Source organism: Microbacterium sp. BWR-S6Y, from assembly GCF_041379845.1.
Lineage (GTDB): Bacteria > Actinomycetota > Actinomycetes > Actinomycetales > Microbacteriaceae > Microbacterium > Microbacterium hydrothermale.
Map to the genome: position 1 here is coordinate 99040 of NZ_JBFECV010000004.1, position 21506 is coordinate 120545.

The 21506-nt window shown below is 70.4% G+C and carries 22 protein-coding genes and 1 pseudogene; 16 read left to right on the forward strand and 7 right to left on the reverse strand.

Annotated features, from left to right (window positions below; genetic code table 11):
- Positions 1-12: 12 nt before the first annotated feature.
- Positions 13-669: a hypothetical protein gene (locus tag AB1K56_RS09905; RefSeq protein ID WP_371205513.1), complete on the reverse strand. Its 657-nt coding sequence runs from the start codon at positions 667-669 to the stop codon at positions 13-15.
- A gap of 248 nt (positions 670-917) precedes the next feature.
- Entirely contained in the window at positions 918-1724 is an 807-nt protein-coding gene (locus tag AB1K56_RS09910) for a DeoR/GlpR family DNA-binding transcription regulator (protein WP_264629899.1), read from the reverse strand.
- A 233-nt stretch (positions 1725-1957) separates the two neighbouring features.
- On the opposite strand from AB1K56_RS09910, the gene AB1K56_RS09915 reads away from it, so the two are divergent.
- The 5 genes from AB1K56_RS09915 to AB1K56_RS09935 all read left to right on the forward strand — a co-directional run bounded on the left by AB1K56_RS09915 (position 1958) and on the right by AB1K56_RS09935 (position 7316).
- Positions 1958-3250: a sugar ABC transporter substrate-binding protein gene (locus AB1K56_RS09915; RefSeq protein WP_136586030.1), complete on the forward strand. Its 1293-nt coding sequence runs from the start codon at positions 1958-1960 to the stop codon at positions 3248-3250.
- Positions 3251-3323: 73 nt separating this feature from the next.
- Positions 3324-4253, forward strand: coding sequence for a carbohydrate ABC transporter permease (locus AB1K56_RS09920; RefSeq protein WP_371205514.1), 930 nt, complete (start codon positions 3324-3326; stop codon positions 4251-4253).
- Position 4254: 1 nt separating this feature from the next.
- Complete coding sequence (locus AB1K56_RS09925; RefSeq protein ID WP_081322937.1) at positions 4255-5154, forward strand: carbohydrate ABC transporter permease; 900 nt, start codon at positions 4255-4257, stop codon at positions 5152-5154.
- Positions 5155-5188: 34 nt separating this feature from the next.
- Positions 5189-6052, forward strand: coding sequence for a ketose-bisphosphate aldolase (locus tag AB1K56_RS09930; protein WP_058622467.1), 864 nt, complete (start codon positions 5189-5191; stop codon positions 6050-6052).
- Between the two features lie 19 nt (positions 6053-6071).
- Positions 6072-7316 (forward strand): ADP-dependent glucokinase/phosphofructokinase, encoded by a 1245-nt coding sequence (locus AB1K56_RS09935; protein ID WP_371205515.1) that lies wholly within the window; start codon positions 6072-6074, stop codon positions 7314-7316.
- A gap of 46 nt (positions 7317-7362) precedes the next feature.
- On the opposite strand, the gene AB1K56_RS09940 is transcribed toward AB1K56_RS09935, so the two are convergent.
- A complete protein-coding gene (locus tag AB1K56_RS09940) occupies positions 7363-8499 on the reverse strand; it encodes an FUSC family protein (protein WP_371205516.1) in 1137 nt (378 codons plus the stop codon).
- Between the two features lie 67 nt (positions 8500-8566).
- Positions 8567-9532 carry an alpha/beta fold hydrolase gene (locus AB1K56_RS09945; RefSeq protein ID WP_371205517.1) on the reverse strand — a complete coding sequence of 322 codons (966 nt, stop codon included), beginning with the start codon at positions 9530-9532 and terminating at the stop codon, positions 8567-8569.
- A gap of 78 nt (positions 9533-9610) precedes the next feature.
- Here AB1K56_RS09945 and AB1K56_RS09950 point away from each other — a divergent pair, with 78 nt between their 5' ends.
- Entirely contained in the window at positions 9611-9850 is a 240-nt protein-coding gene (locus AB1K56_RS09950) for a DUF3072 domain-containing protein (protein WP_371205518.1), read from the forward strand.
- Positions 9851-10110: 260 nt separating this feature from the next.
- Here AB1K56_RS09950 and AB1K56_RS09955 read toward each other — a convergent pair.
- Positions 10111-10398 (reverse strand): annotated as a pseudogene (locus AB1K56_RS09955) (MarR family transcriptional regulator); the annotation flags it as partial.
- A gap of 266 nt (positions 10399-10664) precedes the next feature.
- Between AB1K56_RS09955 and AB1K56_RS09960 the strand changes: the two are divergent.
- The gene (locus tag AB1K56_RS09960) at positions 10665-11075 is read left to right on the forward strand and encodes a MarR family winged helix-turn-helix transcriptional regulator (protein ID WP_371205519.1); all 411 of its coding nucleotides are present in this window, start codon (positions 10665-10667) and stop codon (positions 11073-11075) included.
- Between the two features lie 103 nt (positions 11076-11178).
- A complete protein-coding gene (locus AB1K56_RS09965) occupies positions 11179-11433 on the forward strand; it encodes a three-helix bundle dimerization domain-containing protein (RefSeq protein ID WP_371205520.1) in 255 nt (84 codons plus the stop codon).
- 1 nt (position 11434) lies between these two features.
- Here AB1K56_RS09965 and AB1K56_RS09970 read toward each other — a convergent pair whose 3' ends face one another.
- Positions 11435-11746 (reverse strand): hypothetical protein, encoded by a 312-nt coding sequence (locus tag AB1K56_RS09970; RefSeq protein ID WP_136586021.1) that lies wholly within the window; start codon positions 11744-11746, stop codon positions 11435-11437.
- Positions 11747-11895: 149 nt separating this feature from the next.
- Here AB1K56_RS09970 and AB1K56_RS09975 point away from each other — a divergent pair, with 149 nt between their 5' ends.
- A complete protein-coding gene (locus tag AB1K56_RS09975) occupies positions 11896-12213 on the forward strand; it encodes a hypothetical protein (protein WP_055959437.1) in 318 nt (105 codons plus the stop codon).
- A gap of 3 nt (positions 12214-12216) precedes the next feature.
- Here AB1K56_RS09975 and AB1K56_RS09980 read toward each other — a convergent pair whose 3' ends face one another.
- Complete coding sequence (locus AB1K56_RS09980) at positions 12217-12543, reverse strand: hypothetical protein (RefSeq protein ID WP_136586020.1); 327 nt, start codon at positions 12541-12543, stop codon at positions 12217-12219.
- Positions 12544-12659: 116 nt separating this feature from the next.
- On the opposite strand from AB1K56_RS09980, the gene AB1K56_RS09985 reads away from it, so the two are divergent.
- The 7 genes from AB1K56_RS09985 (at position 12660) to treZ (ending at position 21482) form a co-directional block, all read left to right on the forward strand.
- Positions 12660-12812: a hypothetical protein gene (locus AB1K56_RS09985; RefSeq protein WP_167494148.1), complete on the forward strand. Its 153-nt coding sequence runs from the start codon at positions 12660-12662 to the stop codon at positions 12810-12812.
- Positions 12813-12854: 42 nt separating this feature from the next.
- A complete protein-coding gene (locus tag AB1K56_RS09990; RefSeq protein WP_371205521.1) occupies positions 12855-13532 on the forward strand; it encodes a GTP pyrophosphokinase family protein in 678 nt (225 codons plus the stop codon).
- A gap of 47 nt (positions 13533-13579) precedes the next feature.
- On the forward strand, positions 13580-14437 hold the full coding sequence (locus AB1K56_RS09995; RefSeq protein ID WP_371205522.1) for a transposase: 858 nt from the start codon (positions 13580-13582) through the stop codon (positions 14435-14437).
- Positions 14434-14928 (forward strand): glutaminase, encoded by a 495-nt coding sequence (locus AB1K56_RS10000; protein ID WP_371205523.1) that lies wholly within the window; start codon positions 14434-14436, stop codon positions 14926-14928. Before AB1K56_RS09995 ends, AB1K56_RS10000 begins: the two co-directional genes overlap by 4 nt.
- A gap of 81 nt (positions 14929-15009) precedes the next feature.
- Complete coding sequence (gene glgX, locus AB1K56_RS10005; protein WP_371205524.1) at positions 15010-17232, forward strand: glycogen debranching protein GlgX; 2223 nt, start codon at positions 15010-15012, stop codon at positions 17230-17232.
- A gap of 5 nt (positions 17233-17237) precedes the next feature.
- Complete coding sequence (gene treY, locus AB1K56_RS10010) at positions 17238-19643, forward strand: malto-oligosyltrehalose synthase (RefSeq protein ID WP_371205525.1); 2406 nt, start codon at positions 17238-17240, stop codon at positions 19641-19643.
- Positions 19644-19658: 15 nt separating this feature from the next.
- Entirely contained in the window at positions 19659-21482 is a 1824-nt protein-coding gene (gene treZ / locus AB1K56_RS10015) for a malto-oligosyltrehalose trehalohydrolase (RefSeq protein WP_371205526.1), read from the forward strand.
- Positions 21483-21506 lie beyond the last annotated feature (24 nt).

The following is a 21506-nucleotide window of genomic DNA, read 5'->3' on the forward strand; positions in this document are numbered from 1 at the left end:
TCGCGCGGGGGATCACGACGTGAAGGTCCAGGTGAGCACCTGCGAGACCTGGAGGTTCGAGTAGGTGCCGCCGATGGAGGAGGGGAGCGTCACGGCGAACGACACGGGGATCGTGGACCCCGCGGTGACGCCGGTCGAGCCGATCTTGTTCAGCACGTCGATCGAGGCGGTGAGACCCGCGAGCGTGCCGGAGTAGAGCGTCGACGAACCCGAGGTGATCGCGACGGTCATCTGCGAGCAGAGGTCGCTCGCGGTGCCGTGACTGGTGGCGCTCGCTGCCTGGGTGCAGGTGCCGGGCGTCAGCGAGAAGGCCGTGGCCTTCACTGATCCCGTGTTCGTGATGTTGACGCTCGTGGTCACGGTCTGGCCGGGCGTCATCGTGACGTTGCCGCCGTACTTGTTGATCGTCGAGCAGGTGGCGGAGTTCGTCGACACCGATCCGCCGTCCGTGCTGTTGCAGATCGTCGTGCCCGCCGAATCGGTCTCGCGCATCGTGAGCGAGCCGGCCCCGGCGGTGTCGACGGTGTTCTGGATGGAGGCCGTGAACGCGGCCACCGTCGGGGAGAGGCCGAGCGCCAGGATCAGCGAGGCGAGGCTGCCGGCGAGGACGACGGGCAGGGCGAGCCGACGGCGTCGTCGCGCGGGCGGGGCGGGGGTGGATGAGGTCACGGGAACTCCTAAGCGGTGCTGCAGGTGAGGGGTGTGCACGCTCATCACACGCTGCGCCCGGAGGGCTCGAGATCGCGCCGCGATCGAGGGAGGCAGGGTGTCGTCGCCCCCGCCGCGACCGGCCGCCGGAGGCCGGGATGCCGCACGCTGCGGCGCCGCTGGAGGATTCGCTCTTGAATTCACCCCGAAGGCGGGGAGGAGTCACCTCGCTCTGGGCGTTGTCCTCTCCGCCCGCACGCCCTCGGTTCTCAGGGCGTGAGGACCGTGACCCCCGCCTCGGCGAGGGCGGCGGCCAGGTCGGGGGAGGGAGGGGCGTCCGTGATGAGGTAGTCGGCCTTCTCGAGCGGGGCGATCTGGGCGAACAGGCGACGGTCGAGCTTGGTCGAGTCGGCCAGGATCGCGATGCGATCGGCCTTCTGGATCATCTCGGTCATCATCGTCGCGTCGCCCAGGTTGCTCGTGGAGAACCCGGAGGCGTCCACGGCGCCGACCGCGATGAGCGCGTAGTCGGCGCGGATGTCGACGTCGGGGGCGTGGGAGTTCGTGGCCAGGGTCACCGGTCCCGTGGTCGCCTGCGTGATGGTGCGTACGGCGCCCCCGAAGATGAACAGGTCGCGGAACACCGACGGCGAGATCTCGGCGGGGATGCGCAGGTTGTTCGTCGCGATCGTGAGGTCGCGGTGGTTGCGCAGCGCGCGGGCGACGGCGAGCGTGGTCGTGCCCGCGTTGAGCATGAGCACCGACCCGTCCTCGACGAGGTCGACCGCGAGCGCGGCGATGCGCTCCTTCTCGGCGATCTGCATCTGCGATCGCACGTCGAGCCCGCGGTCCCGTCCGGGGACGGACATGGCGCTCACCGCGCCGCCGTGGGTGCGGACGACGATGCCCTCGCGATCGAGCTGATCGAGGTCGCGGCGCACCGTGTCGATCGAGACGCCGAAGTGCGAGGCGAGGTCGACCACGGTGACCTGCCCGGAGTCGGCGACGTACGCGGCGAGCTCCGCCTTGCGGCCGGCCGGCAACCGCCTCTTCGTCGTGGCTGTGGATGCGTCCATGCGGTCATCTCTAGCACAGCACGGCAACGGAATCCGCAGAATTCTCCCGAAAACAGCAAGGAACAGCAGGAAGACCCGTAGTTCCGTCGGATTCTCTGCGTTCGGATGCCGCAATTGTCACGAATCTGCATCGGAACCTTGACCGACCCCGCAAGACAGCGCATACTCATGCTGAAAGACGCAAGAACGCGCAGAACAGCGCGAAATGCAGCAGATCTCAACGAGGAGAAACGATGGACAACAGCGGGCGCCGGCGTCGGAACGCCATCAAGCTCGTCGGTGTCGCAGCAGCGGCCACGACCCTCCTGGCCATGGCGGGGTGCTCGTCGAACACCTCGGCCACCTCGGCCGACGGGGACGTCACGATCGAGTTCGCGCAGTGGTGGGAGCCGGAGCTCGGCGACGGCCAGTTCCGCGGTCTCATGGATCAGTTCGAGCAGGAGAACCCCGGCATCAAGGTCGACCTGGTGAGCGGACCCTACGCGTCGACGAAGGAGCAGCTCTTCGCCGGAGCCGCGTCGGGCACGATGCCCGACGTCGTCGGCCTCGACGGCGCCTGGGTCAGCGACTTCGCCAAGCAGGGCGTCATCGCCGACCTGTCGAAGCTCATGAGCGACTCCGGATACGACGAGAGCCAGCTCGCCAGCCAGATCAAGGTCGACGGCAGCACCTACATGATCCCGGTCGTGAACTTCGTCTACCCGATGTTCACCAACGACGGCCTCCTCTCGCAGGCGGGGGTCTCGGCCCCGCCGTCGACGCGCACCGAGTTCGCCGACGCGGCGAAGAAGATCAAGGCGCTCGGCGGCGACGTCTCGGGCTGGGTGCTCCCGCTTTCGCTCGAAGCCCCGAACGGCGTCCAGAACGACGTCATGTCGTGGGTCTGGGCCTCGGGCGGATCGATGCTGAAGGACGGCCAGCCCGACCTGACCAACTCCGACGTCTCGTCGGCGACCGACTACATTCAGCAGCTCTGGGACGACGGCGTCATCGCCCCCGGATCCTTCACCATGAAGGAGCAGGACAAGGTCGAGGAGTTCACCAACGGCCGCGTCGGGATGATGATCGACTCGCTCGCTCACATCAACCTGATCCGCGAGTCCAACCCCGACCTGAAATTCTCGATCTCGGCCATCCCGGCCGAGGACGGCTTCTCCGGCGAACGCGGCATCCCCTACGCCTCGTGGGGCATCGGCGTGGCCGAGAACTCCGAGCACAAGGACGCCGCCTTCAAGCTCGTGCAGTTCCTCATGAGCAAGGACGTCAACAGCGAGCTGTCGACGATGGCGAAGGCCTTCCCGGGCAACACCGAGAGCGTGCCCACCTTCGTCGAGGACGACGAGCTGTTCAAGACGGCCTTCGACATCTACAAGAAGGGATACCCGGCGAACGAGTTCACCGGTCTCCCCGTCGCCGAGGAGCTCATGCGCCAGTTCGGCGAGCAGTTCCAGTCCGCGCTCGACGGTCAGCAGTCCATGAGCGACGCGCTGAAGAAGTCGCAGGACGAATGGACGTCGGAGTTCTGATCCGACCCTGATCCGGGATGCCGCACCGCCCGCGCGGGTGGTGCGGCATCCCGCTCATCGAAAGCCGCACACCATGACCATGCGCACTCTCACTCCCCCCGACACCGAGGTGATCGTCACCGGACGACCCGCCTCGCGCCGCACCCGCCAGCTCCGCAAGGCCGGCGAGGCGTACGTCTTCCTCTCGCCCACCCTGATCCTGCTGTTCGTCCTGATGATCGTCCCGATCGTCATGGTCATCGGCTACTCGTTCCAGGACAACGTCATCCTGAACAAGAGCCCCGACCTGGTGGGCGTCGACAACTACGTCGCGATCCTCACCGACCCGGGCTTCTGGAAGGCCACGGGCAACACCCTCTTCTTCACGGTGACCAGCGTCGCCGCCCACCTCGTCCTGGGCCTCACCTTCGCGATGCTGCTGAACAGCCGGCTCATCGGCGCCGTGCCCCGCGCCGTCTTCCGCGGGCTCTACGTGCTCCCCTGGCTGTTCACGGTCGCCGTCATCGCGGTGCTGTGGCGCATGCTGCTCGCCCCCAACGGCATCGTCAACTTCCTGCTGAACACGAACATCGAGTGGCTCGCGTCGCCGCAGCTGGCCCTCGGCACGGTCACCTTCATCAACATCTGGGCCGGCTACCCGTTCTTCATGGTCAGCCTGCTCGCGGGCCTGCAGGGCATCCCGAGCGACCTGTACGAGGCCGCCACCGTCGACGGAGCGAGCCCCGCGCAGCGGTTCTGGAACGTCACCGTCCCGCAGCTGCGTCCGATCATCGTCAGCCTCGTGCTGCTCGACCTCATCTGGACCTCTCAGCAGTTCGCCCTCATCTGGCTGACCACGGGCGGCGGTCCCATCGACGTCACCGAGATGCTCAGCACCTTCACCTACAAGCTCGCGTTCGCGAAGTACGACTTCTCCATGGCATCCACCTCGGCGGTGCTGGTGCTGGCGATGTCGATGATCATCGCGGTGCTCTACGTCCGCCACCAGAAGGCGAGGGACTGACATGGCCCTGACCACCCCCGCGCGGCCGCGCACCGCGGCCGCACCCGCGCCCCGGCGCACGACGAACAGCCGCACGCGTCGCCGTCTCGCCCAGGCCGGCGTGCTTATCGGCCTGCTGATCGGAGCGGTCTTCGCCGCCGGTCCCGTGCTGTGGATGCTGTCGAGCTCGTTCAAGTCGAACACGCAGATCTTCGAACTGCCGCCGCGCCTGATCACCGACACCTTCTCGTTCGACGCGTACGTGTCGATCTTCACCAATCCCGAGACGGTGCGGTTCTTCATCAACAGCTACGTCGTGGCCGGGGCCGTGACGATCCTGACGCTGCTCGTCGCCATCCAGGCCGCGTACGCGTTCAGCCGCTTCGAGTTCCGCGGCAAGCGCATCGTCAACGTCATCATCGTCAGCGTTCAGGCGGTGCCGCCGATCACGCTGCTCATCCCGTACTTCGGCCTGATGGTCGGGCTCGGGCTGTACAACACCTACCCGGGCCTGATCTTCACCTACATGGTGTTCACGCTGCCCTACGCGATCATCATGATGACCGGCTACTTCAACACGCTCCCCAAGGAGCTCGACGAGGCCGTCCGCGTCGACGGGGCCGGCTCCTTCACCGCCCTGTGGCGCGTTCTCGTGCCGATCTCGATCCCGGGCATCGTGTCGGTCGGCATCTACACCTTCATGATCGCGTGGAACGAGTTCCTGTTCGCGCTCACCCTCACGCGCACGATCGACATGCGCACGGTGCCGATCGGCATCCAGCTGCTCATGGGACAGCACTCCTACGAGTGGAACCAGATCATGGCGATGAGCATCCTCGGCTCGATCCCGGTGCTGGTGCTCTTCCTCTTCTTCCAACGCTTCTTCATCAGCGGCCTCACGGCCGGCTCGGTGAAGAGCTGATCCCGCCTACCCAACCCCGAACAAGGAGAAATCCGTGCTCTACACCGGCAAGTCCATCCTCGACGTGGCGAACGCTCACAGCTTCGCCATCCCGGCCTTCAACATCAGCGACTGGGCGATGTTCACCGGGATCATGGACATCAGCGAGGAGAAGAACGCTCCGGTCATCATCGCCATCCACCCCGACGAGGTCTCGCACATCACGACCGACCTCATCCCCGCGATGCACGCCCGCGCGCACCGCTCGAGCGTCCCCGTCGCGATCCACTGGGACCACGGCGGAACGTACGAGCAGATCGTCGCCGCGATCCAGGCGGGCTTCACCTCGGTCATGATCGACGCGTCGCTGGAGCCGTTCGAGCAGAACGTCGCCCTCACCCGCAAGGTGGTCGAGGCGGCGCACGCCGTGGGCGTGCAGGTCGAGGGAGAGCTCGGCACGATCGGCGCGAACGACAGCTACGGCGAGTCGGGTGCGGCCGAGATCATCTACACGAACGTCGACGACGCGGTGCGCTTCGTCGAGCAGACCGGCGTCGACAGCCTCGCGATCGCCATCGGCACCTCGCACGGGCTCTACCCCTCCGACAAGAACCCCGAGCTGCGCCACGATCTGCTCGAGCAGATCAAGGCTGCCGTCGGCATCCCGCTGGTGCTGCACGGCGGATCCAGCAACCCGGATGCCGAACTCTCGCGCGCCGTGTCGCTCGGCATCAACAAGATCAACATCTCGAGCGACATCAAGGTGGCGTACCACGACCGCATGCGCGAGGTTCTCGGCACCGACCGGCGCCTGCGCGAGCCCAACGCGATCCAGCCCGAGTGCATCGCGGCGATGAAGGTGACCGCGGCCGAGAAGATCGACCTGTTCGGCGCCGCCGGCAAGGCCGACCTGTACTGACCGGAGGATGATCGGCGCCATGGCAGATGACCTCGTCCTCGGACTCGGCGGGACCGTCGACTACGAGATCCGATGGGATGCCGCCGTCCTGTCCGCGCTCGCGGAGGGGTACGGCATCCGTTCCGACGAGCTGACCACCACGACGCCGATCATCGACGAGCGGGCGCTCGTCGTGACGGTGCTCGCCTTCCTCGCCACGGGCGGGGGAGGCGAGCGCTTCGTTCTGTCCAGCGACATCGTCGAGCGCTTCGCCGCGCACTTCGAGGTCGAGACCACCCTCGGGGGGACGGGGGTGCGGGCCGGGATCGCCCTCGACCGCATCGGCGTCCCGACCGTGCAGCACCTCGTGAGCATCGACGACACGGTGCGGCGGCTGCTCCCGCGGTCGATGCGCGTGGTGTCGTCGGCCACGCGCGACACGCTCGACCCGCACCTGATCGTGCAGTACCCCGCGGGCGCGATCGTGCGTCTTCTCGACGGGGAGGTGAGCGCGCCCTCGTCGAACCGGATCATCTTCGCCAACGACGCCCCGAACCGCGAGATGGCGATCGCTCCCGCCCTCGGTGACGCGCTCGCGGACGCGGCGGCCTTCCTGGTGTCGGGGTTCAACACGATGCAGGATGCCGACCTGCTCGCCCATCGGCTCGACGACCTCGTCGCGGCGATGGAGAGGCTCCCCGCGGAGGCGCTCGTCTACTACGAGGACGCCGGGTTCCACCGGCGCGAGCTGTCGGCCGTCGTGCGTGCGCGCCTGCTCGCGCGCATCGACGTGTACGGCATGAACGAAGACGAACTGCAGGAGTACCTCGGCCGCGCGGTCGACCTGCTCGACCCCGACGACGTCGTGGCGGCGCTCGCCGAGGCGCACGAGCTCATCCCGGCTCCGGCGCTCGTGGTGCACACGAAGTACTGGGCGCTCGCGGTGGGGCCGCGGGCCGCGATCCATCGGGCCGCCCTCGACAGTGCGGTGCGCACCGCGGCCGCGCGCTACCGGTGGGGCGACGCCTGCACCGCGGCCCACCTCGACGACACGGCGCGCCTTGCGCGTCACGCCGGGGGAGCGGCGGTGGTCGCCGCAGCCGCGCGGCGGTTGCCGGCGGTCGGGGTCGCCGCACACGTGGTCGACACCCCGCATCCCACCACGATCGGCCTCGGCGACACGTTCGTCGGCGGGTTCCTGGCGGCGGTCCCCTCCGCGGCGCGCCGCGCGACCGCGGTCGCCCTCGAGCGGGCCCTCGACGCGGCGGCGACGATCGCGCGCTGACCCGCGCGCCGAGATGCGCCGGCCGCCTCGGCGGCGGGTGCGCGATTCAGCGCGTGGCGGTCGCGGCGTCGGGGTCGGAGAACGGGCCGCACGCCGCGATGACCCGGCGCAGCGCGACCGCGGCCTCCCACGCGTCGAGGGGTTCGTCGTCCGCGTCCACCCGTCGGAGGTGCCGCGTGTAGGCGGTGAGCGCGGCCTCGGCCTCGCGCAGCTGAGCCGCGGTGTTCTCGGGCTCGGGAGGGGTGGTCACGAGCCGCGCCACCGCGCGGACGGCCTCGGCGAGGACGCGGCGCGCCTCGTCGGGGAGGCGCGCGTCGACGTCGGATCCGCCCGTGAGCCGCGTCAGGGCGGCGGCCAGTTCGCGCGTGGCGTCGGCGGTGCCGGTGAGCGCGTCGAGGCGCCGCCGCCCGAGGTCGCGCGGGGCCTGCAGTCGGCGCCCGCGGGGGTTGTAGCGGCGGCTCTCATCGGCCAGCTCCACCTCCTCGCGCACGTCGGCCAGCGTGCCGGTGAGGCCCGCGGTCGCCTCGTCCGCGGCGGCGGGGTCGAAGGCGTGTCCGGCGAGGGCGTCGGCGATGCGGTGCAGGGCGTCGCCCAGATCGTCGCGCAGTCGGGTGAGGCGATCGTCGGCGCGGTCGACGCGCAGCGGAGGGACGACGACGAGGTTCACCACGACGCCCACGAGCACACCGAAGGCCATCGTCATGAGGTACGACGACGAGTAGCCGTCGGGGTCGGCCCCGCCCAGCAGGAGCACGAAGAGACCGGCGACGGCGACCCAGTCGCGGCCGACGCCGAGCGCGCGCACCCCCGCGAGGAGCACGCCGACGAGGATCACGGTGGCGACCGCGACGATGCGCGGCAGACCCGTGCCCACCACGGCGAGCGAGACGAGGCCCAGGCCGATGCCGAGCGCCAGGCCCACGACGGCCTGCACGCCGCTGGAGGCCGAGCGGGCCACGGTCGGGTACATGCTCACGAGCACGCCGAGCGGCGCGTAGTACGAGTACTCGCTCTGCGCGAACGGCACGAGGGGCGCCAGGTACCAGGCGAGGGCCGCGGCAGCGGCGGTCTTGGCCGCCAGCATCAGCCGATCGGCCGTGACGGCATCCGCCCACCATCGTCGAGGATCGAGCGCGGGCGGGACGGTCCGGCGCGCGGAGCGCGTGCGGGGGCGAGTCGGCACGTGTCCATGCTCGGTGGCGGACGAGCCGGTGTCCCGGGGGTTGCCCCGCTTGCGGCTGCGGGTTACGTCAGCGGCCGGGGCGGTAGGCGTCCCACAGCACGTGCGCGTGCCGGGCCTTCGCCTGCTCCACGCCGTCGTCGTCGTTGCGCGCGGCGCTGACCCACTCCGCGAGTCGGCTGGCGACGGCGCCGAGCACCATGCGCACGTCGGCGTGACGGGCGGGCGGGACCGCGGCCTCGCGCGCCGGCATCCGCCCCTTCGCCGGAAGGTCGTCGGCGATGTGACGCTTCACGAGCCGCGCGACGCCCACGGCGTGGCTGTTGACCACGCAGTGCGCGGCCCCCTCGATCTCCCACCGTCGCGCCGACCGGGCGTGCGCGACGAGGCGCGAGTGCAGGCGTCGCGGCGACGGGCGGTCGAACTCGCCGCGCACGAGGAGCAGGGTGGCCCGGCCCGCGCCGATCCGGTCCGAGATGCGGTAGCGCAGCATGTGCGGAAGGGTCTCGAGGAAGTAGAGCAGACCGCACAGCAGGTAGGCCGAGAGGGCGAGCAGGGCGATGTGCAGCGATTCGCGCACGGTCGACTGCACGAAGCGCACGGCCTGGACGAGGGCGCCCGACTCGGCTTCGTCGACGACCGGGCTCACCAGCACGGCGTGCGAGAGCGCGGGTCGACGGGCGAGCACCTCGGTCACGACCTGGGTGCCCATCGAGTGCCCGATCAGCACGGGGTCGACCAGGCCGTAGTGGTCGAGCACCCCCTCGACCTGGTCGGCGAAGAAGGCGGCGGTGGGCGGCTGCCCGGATGCCGGCACCCCGGCGAATCCGGGGAGGTCGAGGGCGTAGACGTCGCCCTCCTCGGCGAGCAGCGGCGCGAGGAACTCGAAGTAGGTCGAGGCGACGCCGATGCCCGCGATGAGGACGAACGGGCGCTGCGACCCGGCGCCGGACGACACGCGCGTCACCCGCGTGCGCACGCCCGCCGCACGGTACGTCTCGACCTGCACGTCGACGGGGCGGGGGTCGGAGGCCATCGGACCAGGATGCCGTATCCGGCTGGGCGACCTGTCAATCCCGGGGTCCGCGCCCACCGCGGCGCCTAGCCTGCCGGAATGAGCGATACCTCCCGCGAAGAAGAGACCCTGGGTGCCGTCCGCGAGGGCGACAACCCCGCCGAGAAGGACCCGTCCGACTGGGTCACCGGCGACGAGCCGATGACCGCGCCCCAGCGCAGCTACCTCGACACCCTGGCCCGCGAGGCGGACGAAGAGATCCCGGCCGACCTCACCAAGGCCGAGGCCTCGGAGCAGATCGATCGCCTGCAGAACGAGACCGGCCGCTCCACCGAGTGAGCCGCCGCGGCACCGGTCCGACGCCGGTGCCCGAGGGCCGGGGCGTCCCGCGCGAGCCGATCAGGCCGTGTGCACGCCCCGGCGTCTGCGGTCATGCCGTCGATGTCTTCTCGCTCGCCTCGCGCGATGTCGTCGAGGAAGTCGGCGACGATCCGGCGCTCGGCCGGACCGAGCTTCGCCGCGGCGGCGACCGCGGAGGCCCGTCGCACCGAGAGGATGCGCCGGGCGGGGGACGACGCGTCGATCGTCTCGCGCACGACGATCGACCGGCGGTCTCCGGGGTAGGGCTCGCGCTCGACCCACCCCGCCTCGGCGAGGCGGTCGATCAGCGCGGTGGTCGCCGCCGACGAGATCCCCAGCATGCTCGCGAGCATGCGCGGGGTGACGGGCTCGTCGTCGGGCAGGCGCTGGAGGAGGAAGCGGAGGACCTTGGCGTCGTTGGGGCCGATGCCCAGGGATTGCAGGGCGACGCGCTCGGACGCCACGCCGGAGTCGGTGAGGTCGTTGAGGGCTTTGACGACGTCGTCCGTCGATGCCGTGTCGCTCATGTCCCTCCCCGTTGTCTCTCGGTGCGCTAGTGTCTCGACAGGCGATCAAGGCGACTGTCGAGTAGGTAGCTGATCTACTTACCATCGTACCTGTCCGCCATGCGCACCGGCAGGGGGCTGGACGCGGGCCCCTGTCATAAGATGCCCTGGTGGAAAACGGGTCCGAGACGTCGCGCTACTGGTACGGCGCGAGCGAAGAAGACCGTCGTCGCCGGGCCGTCGACGTGCTGCAGGCGTTCCGCGTCTACCGCGCCGCCTAGGTCGCGATGCGCCGGCGCACGCGCGAGTCCATGTCGATGGGCGAGAACGAGCTGCTCGTCCTGCGCTACCTGTTGAAGGCCGCCGGCCAGAATCGCCAGGTGTCGCCGAGCGAGCTCACCCGCTATCTCGGCGTCTCCACGGCGTCGACGACCGCGATCGTCGATCGGCTCGAGAAGTCGGGCCACGTCACGCGCGTGCCGCACCCGAGCGACCGGCGCAGCATCTTCATCGTCGCGACCGCCGCGAGCGACGAAGAAGTGCGCGCCACCCTGGGGGCGATGCACGCGCGCATGATGGCGGCCGTCGTCGACATGACCCCCGAAGAGAGCTCCGCGGTCATCGCCTGCCTGGGGCGCCTCCAGGATGCCGTCGACCAGGTCGACCCGCACCCGGTCGACGCCGAGGCCGCTCGCTGAAGCCGTCGCGACCGCGCGGGAAGCAACGGCCCCTAAGAAGGTAGGCGGCCTTCTTTCCCGCGCAGCATTAGGCCGCCCGGCGCGGTCGTGAAACCATGAGGTCATGGACGAGAGCGCGGCGGATCGGATGCCGTCCGCGCGCGCGTCCGAGGTCGTGCACGTGGTCGACGGGGTCGAGGTCGCCTCGTTCCGCGGGGTGATCGATCGTCTGCGCGCGGACTACCCCGACGAGGACCCCGCGCACATCGAGGCCGTCGTGCTGCGCGAGTGGGAGGCCTTCTCGGCCGGTCGGCCGCTGGTCGTCCCCACCGCCGTCGAAGAGGGCGCTCGCGAGATCCTCGACCAGCCGCTCGTCTGACTCAGGCGCCGGGATGATCCGGCTCGGGGACGAGGAGCAGGCCACCGGACGAGTTCGCCGACGTCGCGAGGGCTTCGATCCACGCCCGGCTGAGCAGCGCGGGCTCGGGGTCGTCGAACACGAACCGCAGCGGGATCGACGGGTGCAGCCAGACCGTGCTGCGGCCCACCTCCTGACCGGGACCGTGCGTCCACGACAGGGTGAAGCTCTCCCCCCGCCGGAGCTTGGTCGCGATGACCACCTTGACGTGCGCGAGAGCACGGTCCTCGATCTCGATCGGCGTAGCGACGTCGCCGTAGTAGAGCGTTCCCACACGGGCACGTTAGTCGCCCCCACGCCCTCCGGGGGCCGGGGTTGCCCAGCGCGCGGGGGCGTGGCATCCCGGGCGTGCCCGCCGTGGTCGGCGATCGGGGGCGACGCGCTTCACGGACGACGCTGCGTTCCTCGACTAGGCTTCTGCGCATGGGCCGATTCATCTACGACACCGTCGCGAACGCCGTCGACATCGATGACCGCACGCTCGCGCACCTGCGCATCGTGGTGATGAACAAGCTGCGCCGCTCGGAGTCGTTCATGTTCGACGTCGAGGTCGGCGACGGCAGCGGCCGTCGCAGCTTCTGGATGCACCCCTCCGTGCCGATCCAGTTCCACTTCTACGGCAGCCGGCAGCCCCGCATCAACCGCGTCTGGGTCGAAGACCTCATGCTCGCGGCATCCGGCCCCAACGGTCTGGCCATCACGCCCGAGCCGAGCGAAGACGCCCACGTCGAAGAGGGCTGACCCCTAGCGCTTCTCGGCGTCCTGGGCGGGCGTGACGTCCTCGGGGACGAGCATGATGCCGCCGGAGGAGTTCGCGGAGTCGGCGAGACGCTCGATCCACTCCCGGCTCAGGGTGGTCGGCTCGGCGTCGTCGAACACGAAGCGCAGGGGGATGGCGGGGTGCAGCCACAGGGTGCTGCGTCCGCGCTCCTCGTCGTCGCGGTGTCGCCACGACAGGGTGAAGCTCTCGCCGCGGCGGAGCTTGGTCGAGATCACGACTTTCAGGTGGGCCAGAGCGCGGTCCTCGATGTGCACCGTGGTGCCGCTTCCGCCGTAGTGAATGGTCCCCATGGGCTTCACGATACGCCAGGGCGCCTCGGGATACGCCGCCCCCGATCCGGTGTCAAGACCACCGCTCGCGCGGCCGTCCCCTGACACAGTGGAGGGATTGCACGGAAGGAGGCGCCGTGACACATCCCCCCACCCCTCGGAATCCCGAACCGGCGGGCGAACCCGATGATCTCCCCGAGGTCTTCCAGGGTCTGATCGGTATCGACGTCGTGGACGGCGAGCTCGTCCCGCGGGCCTCCGAGCCGCCGCGCCCCGGACCTCCCGCGTGACGCTCCCAGCGACCTCGTAGTCGTCGGGGTTAGCGTCGGAGCATGTCGGACCCGCTGGACGATCAGCAGATCACCGTCTCCGGTGCCGCCCTGCGAGCGTTGCGCGACGAGTTCCAACGCTTCCTCATGGAGTACCGCTTCGGGCTCGCCGAGGTCGAGACGAAGATCTCGATCTTGCGCGAAGAGTTCCAGGAGATGCACTCCTACAACCCGATCGAGCACGTCTCAAGTCGAGTGAAGTCGCCGGACAGCCTCGTCGACAAGGTGCGGCGCAAGGGGATCGAGACCGACTTCGACTCCATCCGCGCGGCGATCACCGACATCGCCGGGATCCGCATCACGTGCAGCTTCGTCGACGACGCCTACCGCCTGTCCGAGCTGCTGACGCGGCAGGACGACATCACGGTGCGCGACGTCAAGGACTACATCGCCGAGCCGAAGGCCAACGGGTATAAGAGCCTGCACGTGATCGTCGAGGTGCCGGTGTACCTGTCGACGGGGCGGGTCGACGTGCCGGTCGAGGTGCAGTTCCGCACGATCGCCATGGATTTCTGGGCGAGCCTCGAGCACAAGATCTACTACAAGTACGACCGCCTCGTCCCCGACGACTTGCTCGCCGAGCTGAAGAACGCCGCCGACACCGCGGCCGAACTCGATGCCCGGATGGAGCGGCTGCACCGCGAGATCCGCGGACCGCGGCCCGGGATCGTCTCGCTCTGAGGGGCCGCGTCGCCGCGCCGGTGCGACACGACGGGCACAATGGGGGGATGAGCGACGACGCCGCCCGCCTCGACGAGGCCGCCGCCGAACTGCTCGCTCTGCCTCCCTCCCGCTTCACCGCCGCGCGCGCGGAGCGGGCCGCGTCCGCCGGGGGCGACCTTGGCCGCCGCATCGCGAAGCTGCGCAAGCCCACGGTCGCCGCGTGGGCGGTCAACCTGCTCGTGCGCGACGGACAGCTCGGCGAAGCCGTCGAGCTCTCGCGGGCCCTGCACGAGGCGCAGGACGATCTGGATGCCGCGGAGCTGGCCCGACTGGGACGGCAGCGCCGGCAGCTGGTGACCGCGCTCGCGCGGCGCGCGGGCGATCTGGCCTCCGAGGCGGGGACGCCGCTGAGCGCGGCGGTGACGGACGCGGTCGAGAAGACCGTCAACGCGGCCGTGGTCGATCCGGCCGTCGCGGCGGCCGTGCTGACGGGGCGGCTCGTCGCCGCGATCGACCTGGCCGCCCTCGACCCGCGGTCGCTCCTCGACGCGGTCGCCGGATCGGTGCCCGACGCCGTCCCGGCCCCGGAGCAGGCGCCGCGCGACGACCTCGCCGCACGCCGTGCGCGCAAGGCCGCGGAGCGGGCGGTGCGCGAGGCCGAACGCGCCCGGGCGGAGGCCGAGCGCGCGCGATCCACCGCGGACACGCGCCTCGCCGCCGCGCGCGAGCACGCCGACCGCGTCCACGCGCGCGTCGACGGTCTGCGCGCGGAGCTGCGCCGGGTCGAGGCCGAGGCCGCCGCGGCGGACCAGGAGCAGCGCGAGCGCGAGAGCGCGAGACACGACGCCGAGACCGCCGTGCGCGAGGCGCTGCGCACCCTCGAACGCGCGGAGGCGGCTCGAGACGCGGGGGACGACGCATGACCGGGACAGACACCGACGCCGCCGCCCTGTTCGCCTCCGCGCGGGAGCGTCTCGTCGACGCGCCGCGCGAACGCCTCGGCGACCTCCAGGAGGGGCGCCGCTTCCTCGGCATCCCGCGCGCCGCCCGCATCGTGCCCCGCGGCACCGCGTGGCATCTCGGCGTCCTGCTGCTGACCGACGACGCGGTGCTCGCGACCGGCGACATCGTGCGCTCCCGCGCGGAGGTGCGGCGCGGATTCGCCGCCGAATCCCAGCGTCGCCGGGCCGAACTCGCGGCGGCGGCCGCGCGCGGCGGCGTACCTGAGGGCGAGACGGTGCACCTCGGGTGGCATCCGATCGATCTCTCCGCCCTCGACGCGGCGTCGCGGCCGCTCGCCCTGCGCGAGGGCGACGCGCTCGTGCGGTGGAGCGCGGCCGGGGGCTGGATGCCGCTCGCGCGCTACCTCGACGAGCGGATCGAGCTGCTGCGGCATCCGCCCGAACGTGCATAGAGACCCGCGCGCATAGTCGGGGGTGGGGCGGGTGTCAACAGGCCCGACCCCGTCGGTTCGCGGAAACGACGCTGGTCTATCGTGAGCGACGTGCAGCAGGTATGGCCAGGATCCAGTTATCCCCTCGGGGCCACTTACGACGGTAACGGGACGAACTTCGCCCTGTTCAGCGAGGGGGCCGAGAAAGTCGAGCTCTGCCTCTTCGACGAGGACGGGACGGAGACGTGCGTCGAGCTGATCGACGTCGACGCGTACGTCTGGCACGCCTACCTCCCCAACATCCAGCCGGGGCAGCGCTACGGCTACCGCGTGCACGGGGAGTACGACCCCGCGAACGGCAAGCGCTTCAACCCCGCGAAGCTGCTGCTCGACCCGTACGCCAAGGCCGTCGAGGGCCAGATCGACTGGGGACAGCCCGTCTTCAGCTACGAGTTCGGCGACCCCGATTCGTTCAACGACGAGGACTCCGCCCCGCACATGATGAAGGGCGTGGTCATCAACCCGTTCTACGACTGGTCGGGCGACCGTCAGCCCAAGATCCCCTACGCCGAGAGCTTCATCTACGAGGCGCACGTCAAGGGCCTCACTCAGCTGCACCCCGACGTGCCCGAGGAGCTGCGCGGCACCTACGCCGGCATCGCGCACCCGGCCGTCATCGACCACCTGCGCAAGCTCGGCGTCACCGCGATCGAGCTCATGCCCGTGCACCAGTTCGTCAACGACTCCACCCTCGAGGAGAAGGGGCTGTCGAACTACTGGGGCTACAACACCATCGCGTTCCTCGCCCCGCAGAACACCTACTCCTCGACCGGCGACCACGGTCAGCAGGTGCAGGAGTTCAAGGCGATGGTCAAGGCCCTGCACGCCGCCGGCATCGAGGTCATCCTCGACGTGGTCTACAACCACACCGCCGAGGGCAACCACATGGGCCCGACCCTCTCGATGCGCGGCATCGACAACGAGGCGTACTACCGCCTCGAAGACGACGACAAGCGCTACTACACCGACTACACCGGCACCGGCAACAGCATGAACGTGGGCAACCCCCACACGCTGCAGCTGATCATGGACTCCCTGCGGTACTGGGTGCTGGAGATGCACGTCGACGGATTCCGCTTCGACCTGGCATCCACCCTCGCCCGCGAGTTCTACGAGGTCGACCGCCTCGCGGCCTTCTTCGAGCTCGTGCAACAGGACCCGATCGTCTCGCAGGTCAAGCTCATCGCCGAGCCGTGGGACGTAGGCCCCGGCGGCTACCAGGTCGGCAACTTCCCGCCCCAGTGGACGGAGTGGAACGGCAAGTACCGCGACACGGTCCGCGACTTCTGGCGCGGTGAGCCGCAGGCCCTCGGCGAGTTCGCCTCGCGCCTGACCGGCTCGGCCGACCTGTACGAGCACTCCGGCCGGTTCCCGGTGGCATCCATCAACTTCGTCACCGCGCACGACGGCTTCACCCTGCGCGACCTCGTGTCGTACAACGAGAAGCACAACGACGCCAACGGCGAGGACAACAACGACGGCGAATCGCACAACCGCTCCAGCAACATGGGCGTCGAAGGTCCCACCGACGACCCCGAGGTGCTGAAGCGCCGGGCCCAGCAGCAGCGCAACTTCATCGCGACGCTGCTGCTCAGCCAGGGCGTGCCGATGCTGCTGCACGGCGACGAGCTCGGTCGCACGCAGGGCGGCAACAACAACGGCTACGCCCAGGACAACGAGATCACCTGGGTGGACTGGTCGAACGTCGACACCCCGCTCATCGAGTTCACCGCGGCCCTCGCGCGACTGCGCAAGCAGCACCCCACCTTCCGTCGCAGCCGCTTCTTCGACGGCCGCCCCGTGAAGATGGAGGAGGGTGCGCCGATCCCCGACGTGGTCTGGACGCGGCCCGACGGCTCGCTCATGCAGCCCGAGGACTGGGACAACGGCTTCGGTCTCGCCGTGGGGGTCTTCCTCAACGGCCAGGGCATCCGCGAGCGCGACCGTCGCGGAGAGTCGATCAGCGACGACCACTTCCTCGTGCTCTTCAATGCCGGTGACGACAAGGTCGACTTCCGGCTGCCCGACTTCGAGTACGCCCCCAAGTGGGACGCGTACGTCGACACGGCGGGGGAGCGGGCCAACACCGAGCCGCTCAACCCCGGCGAGACGCTCCCCCTGGAGCCGAAGTCGCTCATGGTCCTGCGCGAGCACCACCTGCCCGAGCCCGAGGTCGACCACTCCGTCGCCGCCTCGCTCACCGCGCAGATCCAGGTGATCGGCACCGACGACCTGCCCGGACAAGCCCCCAAGCCGGAGATGTGAGCGAGATGCGGCATCCGCTTTCGACCTACCGCCTGCAGATCCGCGACAGCTTCACCCTCGACGACGCCGCCGAGGTCACGGGATACCTCCGTGACCTCGGGGTCTCGTGGGCGTACCTCTCGCCGTTGCTCGAAGCCACCCCGGGGTCGGACCACGGCTACGACGTCGTCGACGTCTCGCGCGTGGACCCCGCCCGCGGCGGCGCCGAGGGGCTCGACACGTTCGTCCGCGCCGCCCGCGGCGCGGAGCTCGGCATCCTGATCGACATCGTGCCCAACCACATGGGCGTCTCGGAGCCGCGCGCCAACGCGTGGTGGTGGGACGTGCTGCGTCAGGGCCGCGCCTCGGCGCACGCCGAGTCGTTCGACATCGACTGGGAGTTCGGCGACGGCAAGGTGCGGGTGCCGATCCTGGGCGCCGACCTGGCCGACGAGATCGGCGAGATCTCGTACGACCCGACGCCCGCGGACGATGCGCCCGACGGCCTGATCCGGTACTACGAGCACGCCTTCCCTGTCGCGCCGGGAACGGGGACGGATGCCGCGGCCTCGGGCTCGCGGCCCGCGATCGAACAGCTGCTCGCCGTGCAGAACTTCGAGCTGCGGTTCTGGCAGGACGAGGCCGACGACCTCAACTACCGGCGCTTCTTCGCCGTGACGACCCTCGCGGGCGTGCGCGTGGAGCTGCCCGAGGTGTTCGACGCCACGCACGCAGAGATCCTGCGCTGGGTGCGCGAGGGACTCGCCGACGGCCTGCGCGTGGACCACCCCGACGGTCTCGTCGACCCCGGCGGGTACCTCGACCGGCTCGCCGTCGCGCTCGAGGAGGCCGGCGACGGCGAGGTCGGGTACGTGCTCGGCGAGAAGATCCTCGAGCACGGCGAGGCGCTGCCCTCGTGGTGGAAGACCGCCGGCACGACCGGGTACGACGCGCTCGCCGAGATCGACCGCGTCCTCACCGATCCCGCGGGCGAGGCGGCGCTCGACGCCCTCGACGCGCGGCTGCGCGTCGACAGCGACCTCGCGCCGCTCACCGGGTGGCACGACCTGATCCACGACACCAAGCGGAAGATCGCCGACTCGATCCAGGTGTCGGAGATCCGCCGCCTCGTCCGGGGCCTGCCGGCGGCGCTGCGCGAGGAGTTCGAGGCCGACGTCCTGCAGGACGCGCTCGCCGAGATCCTCGCGTGCTTCCCCGTCTACCGCTCCTACCTCCCGGCCGGCCGCGCGCACCTCGACGCCGCCGCGGGCGAGGCCGAGGTGCGCCGCCCCGAGCTCGGCGACGTCATCGAGAAGCTCGTACCGGTCCTCGCCGACACGGGTCTCGAGGTCGCGTGGCGGTTCCAGCAGACGACCGGGCCGGTGATGGCCAAGGGCGTCGAAGACACGGCGTTCTACCGCTACACGCGGCTGGGCTCGCTCACCGAGGTCGGCGGCGACCCGGGCGAGTTCTCGCTCGACGTCGCCGGGTTCCACACCGCTCAGGCGCAGCGGCACGCGTCGTGGCCCACCGCCATGACCACGCTGTCGACGCACGACACCAAGCGCGGCGAAGACACGCGCGCCCGCATCGCGGTGCTCGCGGAGATCCCCGAGACCTGGGCCGCGCGGCTCGCGGAGTTCCAGGGCATCGCCTCGACCGGACACGGCCCCTTCGACAACCTGCTGTGGCAGGCCATCGTGGGTGCCTGGCCCGCCTCGGCCTCGACGCCCGAGGGCCTGAAGGTCTACCGCGAGCGCCTGCACGCGTACGCCGAGAAGGCGGCACGCGAAGCGAGCGAGGTCACCGGCTGGTGGGAGCAGGACGAGGCCTTCGAGGAGCGCATGCACGCGGTCGTCGACGCGGCCACCGGCCCCGCCGCCGAGCGCGTACGCGCGTTCGTCGACGAGATCTCGCCCGCGGGCTGGTCGAACGGCCTGTCGGCCAAGCTGCTGCAGATCATGGGTCCGGGCGTCCCCGACGTCTACCAGGGCTCGGAACTGTGGGAGCAGTCCCTCGTCGACCCCGACAACCGCCGCGCGGTGGACTTCGCCGAGCGCCGACGCCTGCTCGACGCGCTCGACGCGCCCGGCGCCTCGTTCCCGGCGGTGGACGCCACGGGTGCGGCCAAGCTCCTCGTCACCTCGCGCGCCCTGCGCCTGCGCCGAGAGCACCCGCTCGAGATCTACCGTCCGTTGGAGGCCGCGGGAGTGGCATCCGCTCATGTCGTGGCGTTCGACCGCGGGGGCGTGTTCACCGTCGCGACGCGCCTGCCGCACGGGCTGAAGGCCGCGGGCGGGTGGCGCGACACGGTCGTGCTGCTGCCCGACACGCCCGTGGTCGACGTACTGACCGGCCGCTCGTTCGCCGGCGACGCGACCCCTCTCTCCGATCTGCTGGCGTTCCTCCCGGTCGCCCTGCTGATCTTCTGACCGCGAGCGCGCGAGGTGCCGAGAAGTGTCGCCTCACGCGTCCCCGCAGCGACACTTCTTGGCACCTCACGCGAAAAGGAACACCTCATGAGCATCGACGTCTGGGCACCGAAGGCGGAGCGGGTGCGACTGCGCCGGCTGGATGACAGCGGGGATGCCGTCGTCGAGGACATCGAGATGGAGTCCGCCGCGGACGGGTGGTGGACCGCCCCGGTCGACCTCGCCGACGGTGAACGGTACGGCTTCGTGCTGGGCGACGGCGACGACCTGCGTCCCGACCCGCGCTCGCGGCGGCAGCCGGGCGGCGTGCACGAGGCCTCGGCGTGGTTCGACGCCTCGGTCTACGCGTGGAACGACGACGCGTGGACGGGTCGGCAGCTCGCCGGGGGCCTGATCTACGAGCTGCACCTGGGCACCTTCACCCCCGAGGGGACCCTGGACGCCGCGATCGGCCGCCTCGACCACCTCGTCGACCTCGGCGTGACCCACGTCGAGCTGCTCCCGGTGAACGGCTTCAACGGCACCTGGAACTGGGGCTACGACGGGGTGCTCTGGTACACCGTGCATGAGGGCTACGGCGGCCCCGAGGCGTACCAGCGCTTCGTCGACGCGGCCCACGCGGCGGGCCTCGCCGTCATCCAGGACGTCGTCTACAACCACCTCGGCCCCTCGGGGAACTACCTGCCCGAGTTCGGGGAGTACCTGCGCGAGGGCAGCCGCAACACGTGGGGCGACTCGGTCAACCTCGACGAGGACGCCGTGCGCGCCTACATCGTCGACAACGCGCTGATGTGGATGAGCGACTACCACGTCGACGGTCTGCGCCTCGACGCCGTGCACGCCCTGCTCGACCACCGCGAGCCGCACGTGCTGCAGGAGATCGCGGAGCGCACCGACGCCCTGTCGGCGCACCGCGGCATCCCGCTCACGACCATCGCCGAGAGCGACATGAACGATCCGAAGCTCATCCTGCCGCGCGAGGCCGGCGGCTACGGGCTGACGGCGCAGTGGTCGGACGACTGGCACCACACCGCGCACGTCGCGCTCACCGGCGAGACGATCGGGTACTACGAGGACTTCGCCGACCTGGACGCGTTCCGGAAGGTCAGCGAGGGCGGCTTCTTCCACGACGGCACCTATTCGTCGTTCCGCGAAGAGAAGCACGGCAAGCCCATCCCCGACGACGTGCCGAACTGGCGCCTCGTCACCTTCGCGCAGGACCACGACCAGATCGGCAATCGAGCCGCCGGAGACCGTCTGTCGCAGTCGCTCGGCTACGACCGGCTCGCCGCCGCCGCCGTGCTGACCCTCACCGCCCCGGGAACGCCGATGCTGTTCATGGGCGAGGAGTGGGGCGCCACGACCCCGTGGCAGTTCTTCACCTCGCACCCCGAGCCCGAGCTCGGCAAGGCCACCGCTGAGGGGCGCATCGCCGAGTTCGCGAAGATGGGCTGGGACGAGGACTCCGTGCCCGACCCCCAGGACCCCTCGACGTTCGAGAACTCGAAGCTCGACTGGGACGAGGTCGGAGAGGGCGATCACGCCCAGCTGCTCGGTCTGTACCGCGAGCTGGCGAAGATCCGGCGCGAGCGGCCCGAGCTCACCGACCCCTCGCGCGAGGGCCTCTCGGCCGCCGCGCGCGAGGCCGAGGGCGGGCGCGTGTACGAGCTGCGTCGAGGCGACCTCGTCGTGGTCGTGAACCTCTCGGATGCCGAGGCCGCGGCATCCGTCGCCTCCGGGTCGCGCGTGCTCCTGGCCACCGCCGAGGGAGTGGTGCTCGACGGCGTCGGTCTCTCGGTGCCCGCGGGAGCCTGCGCGATCGTCGCTCCGGCGCTCTGAGCGGTCCCGCCCCACCGGGCGGGT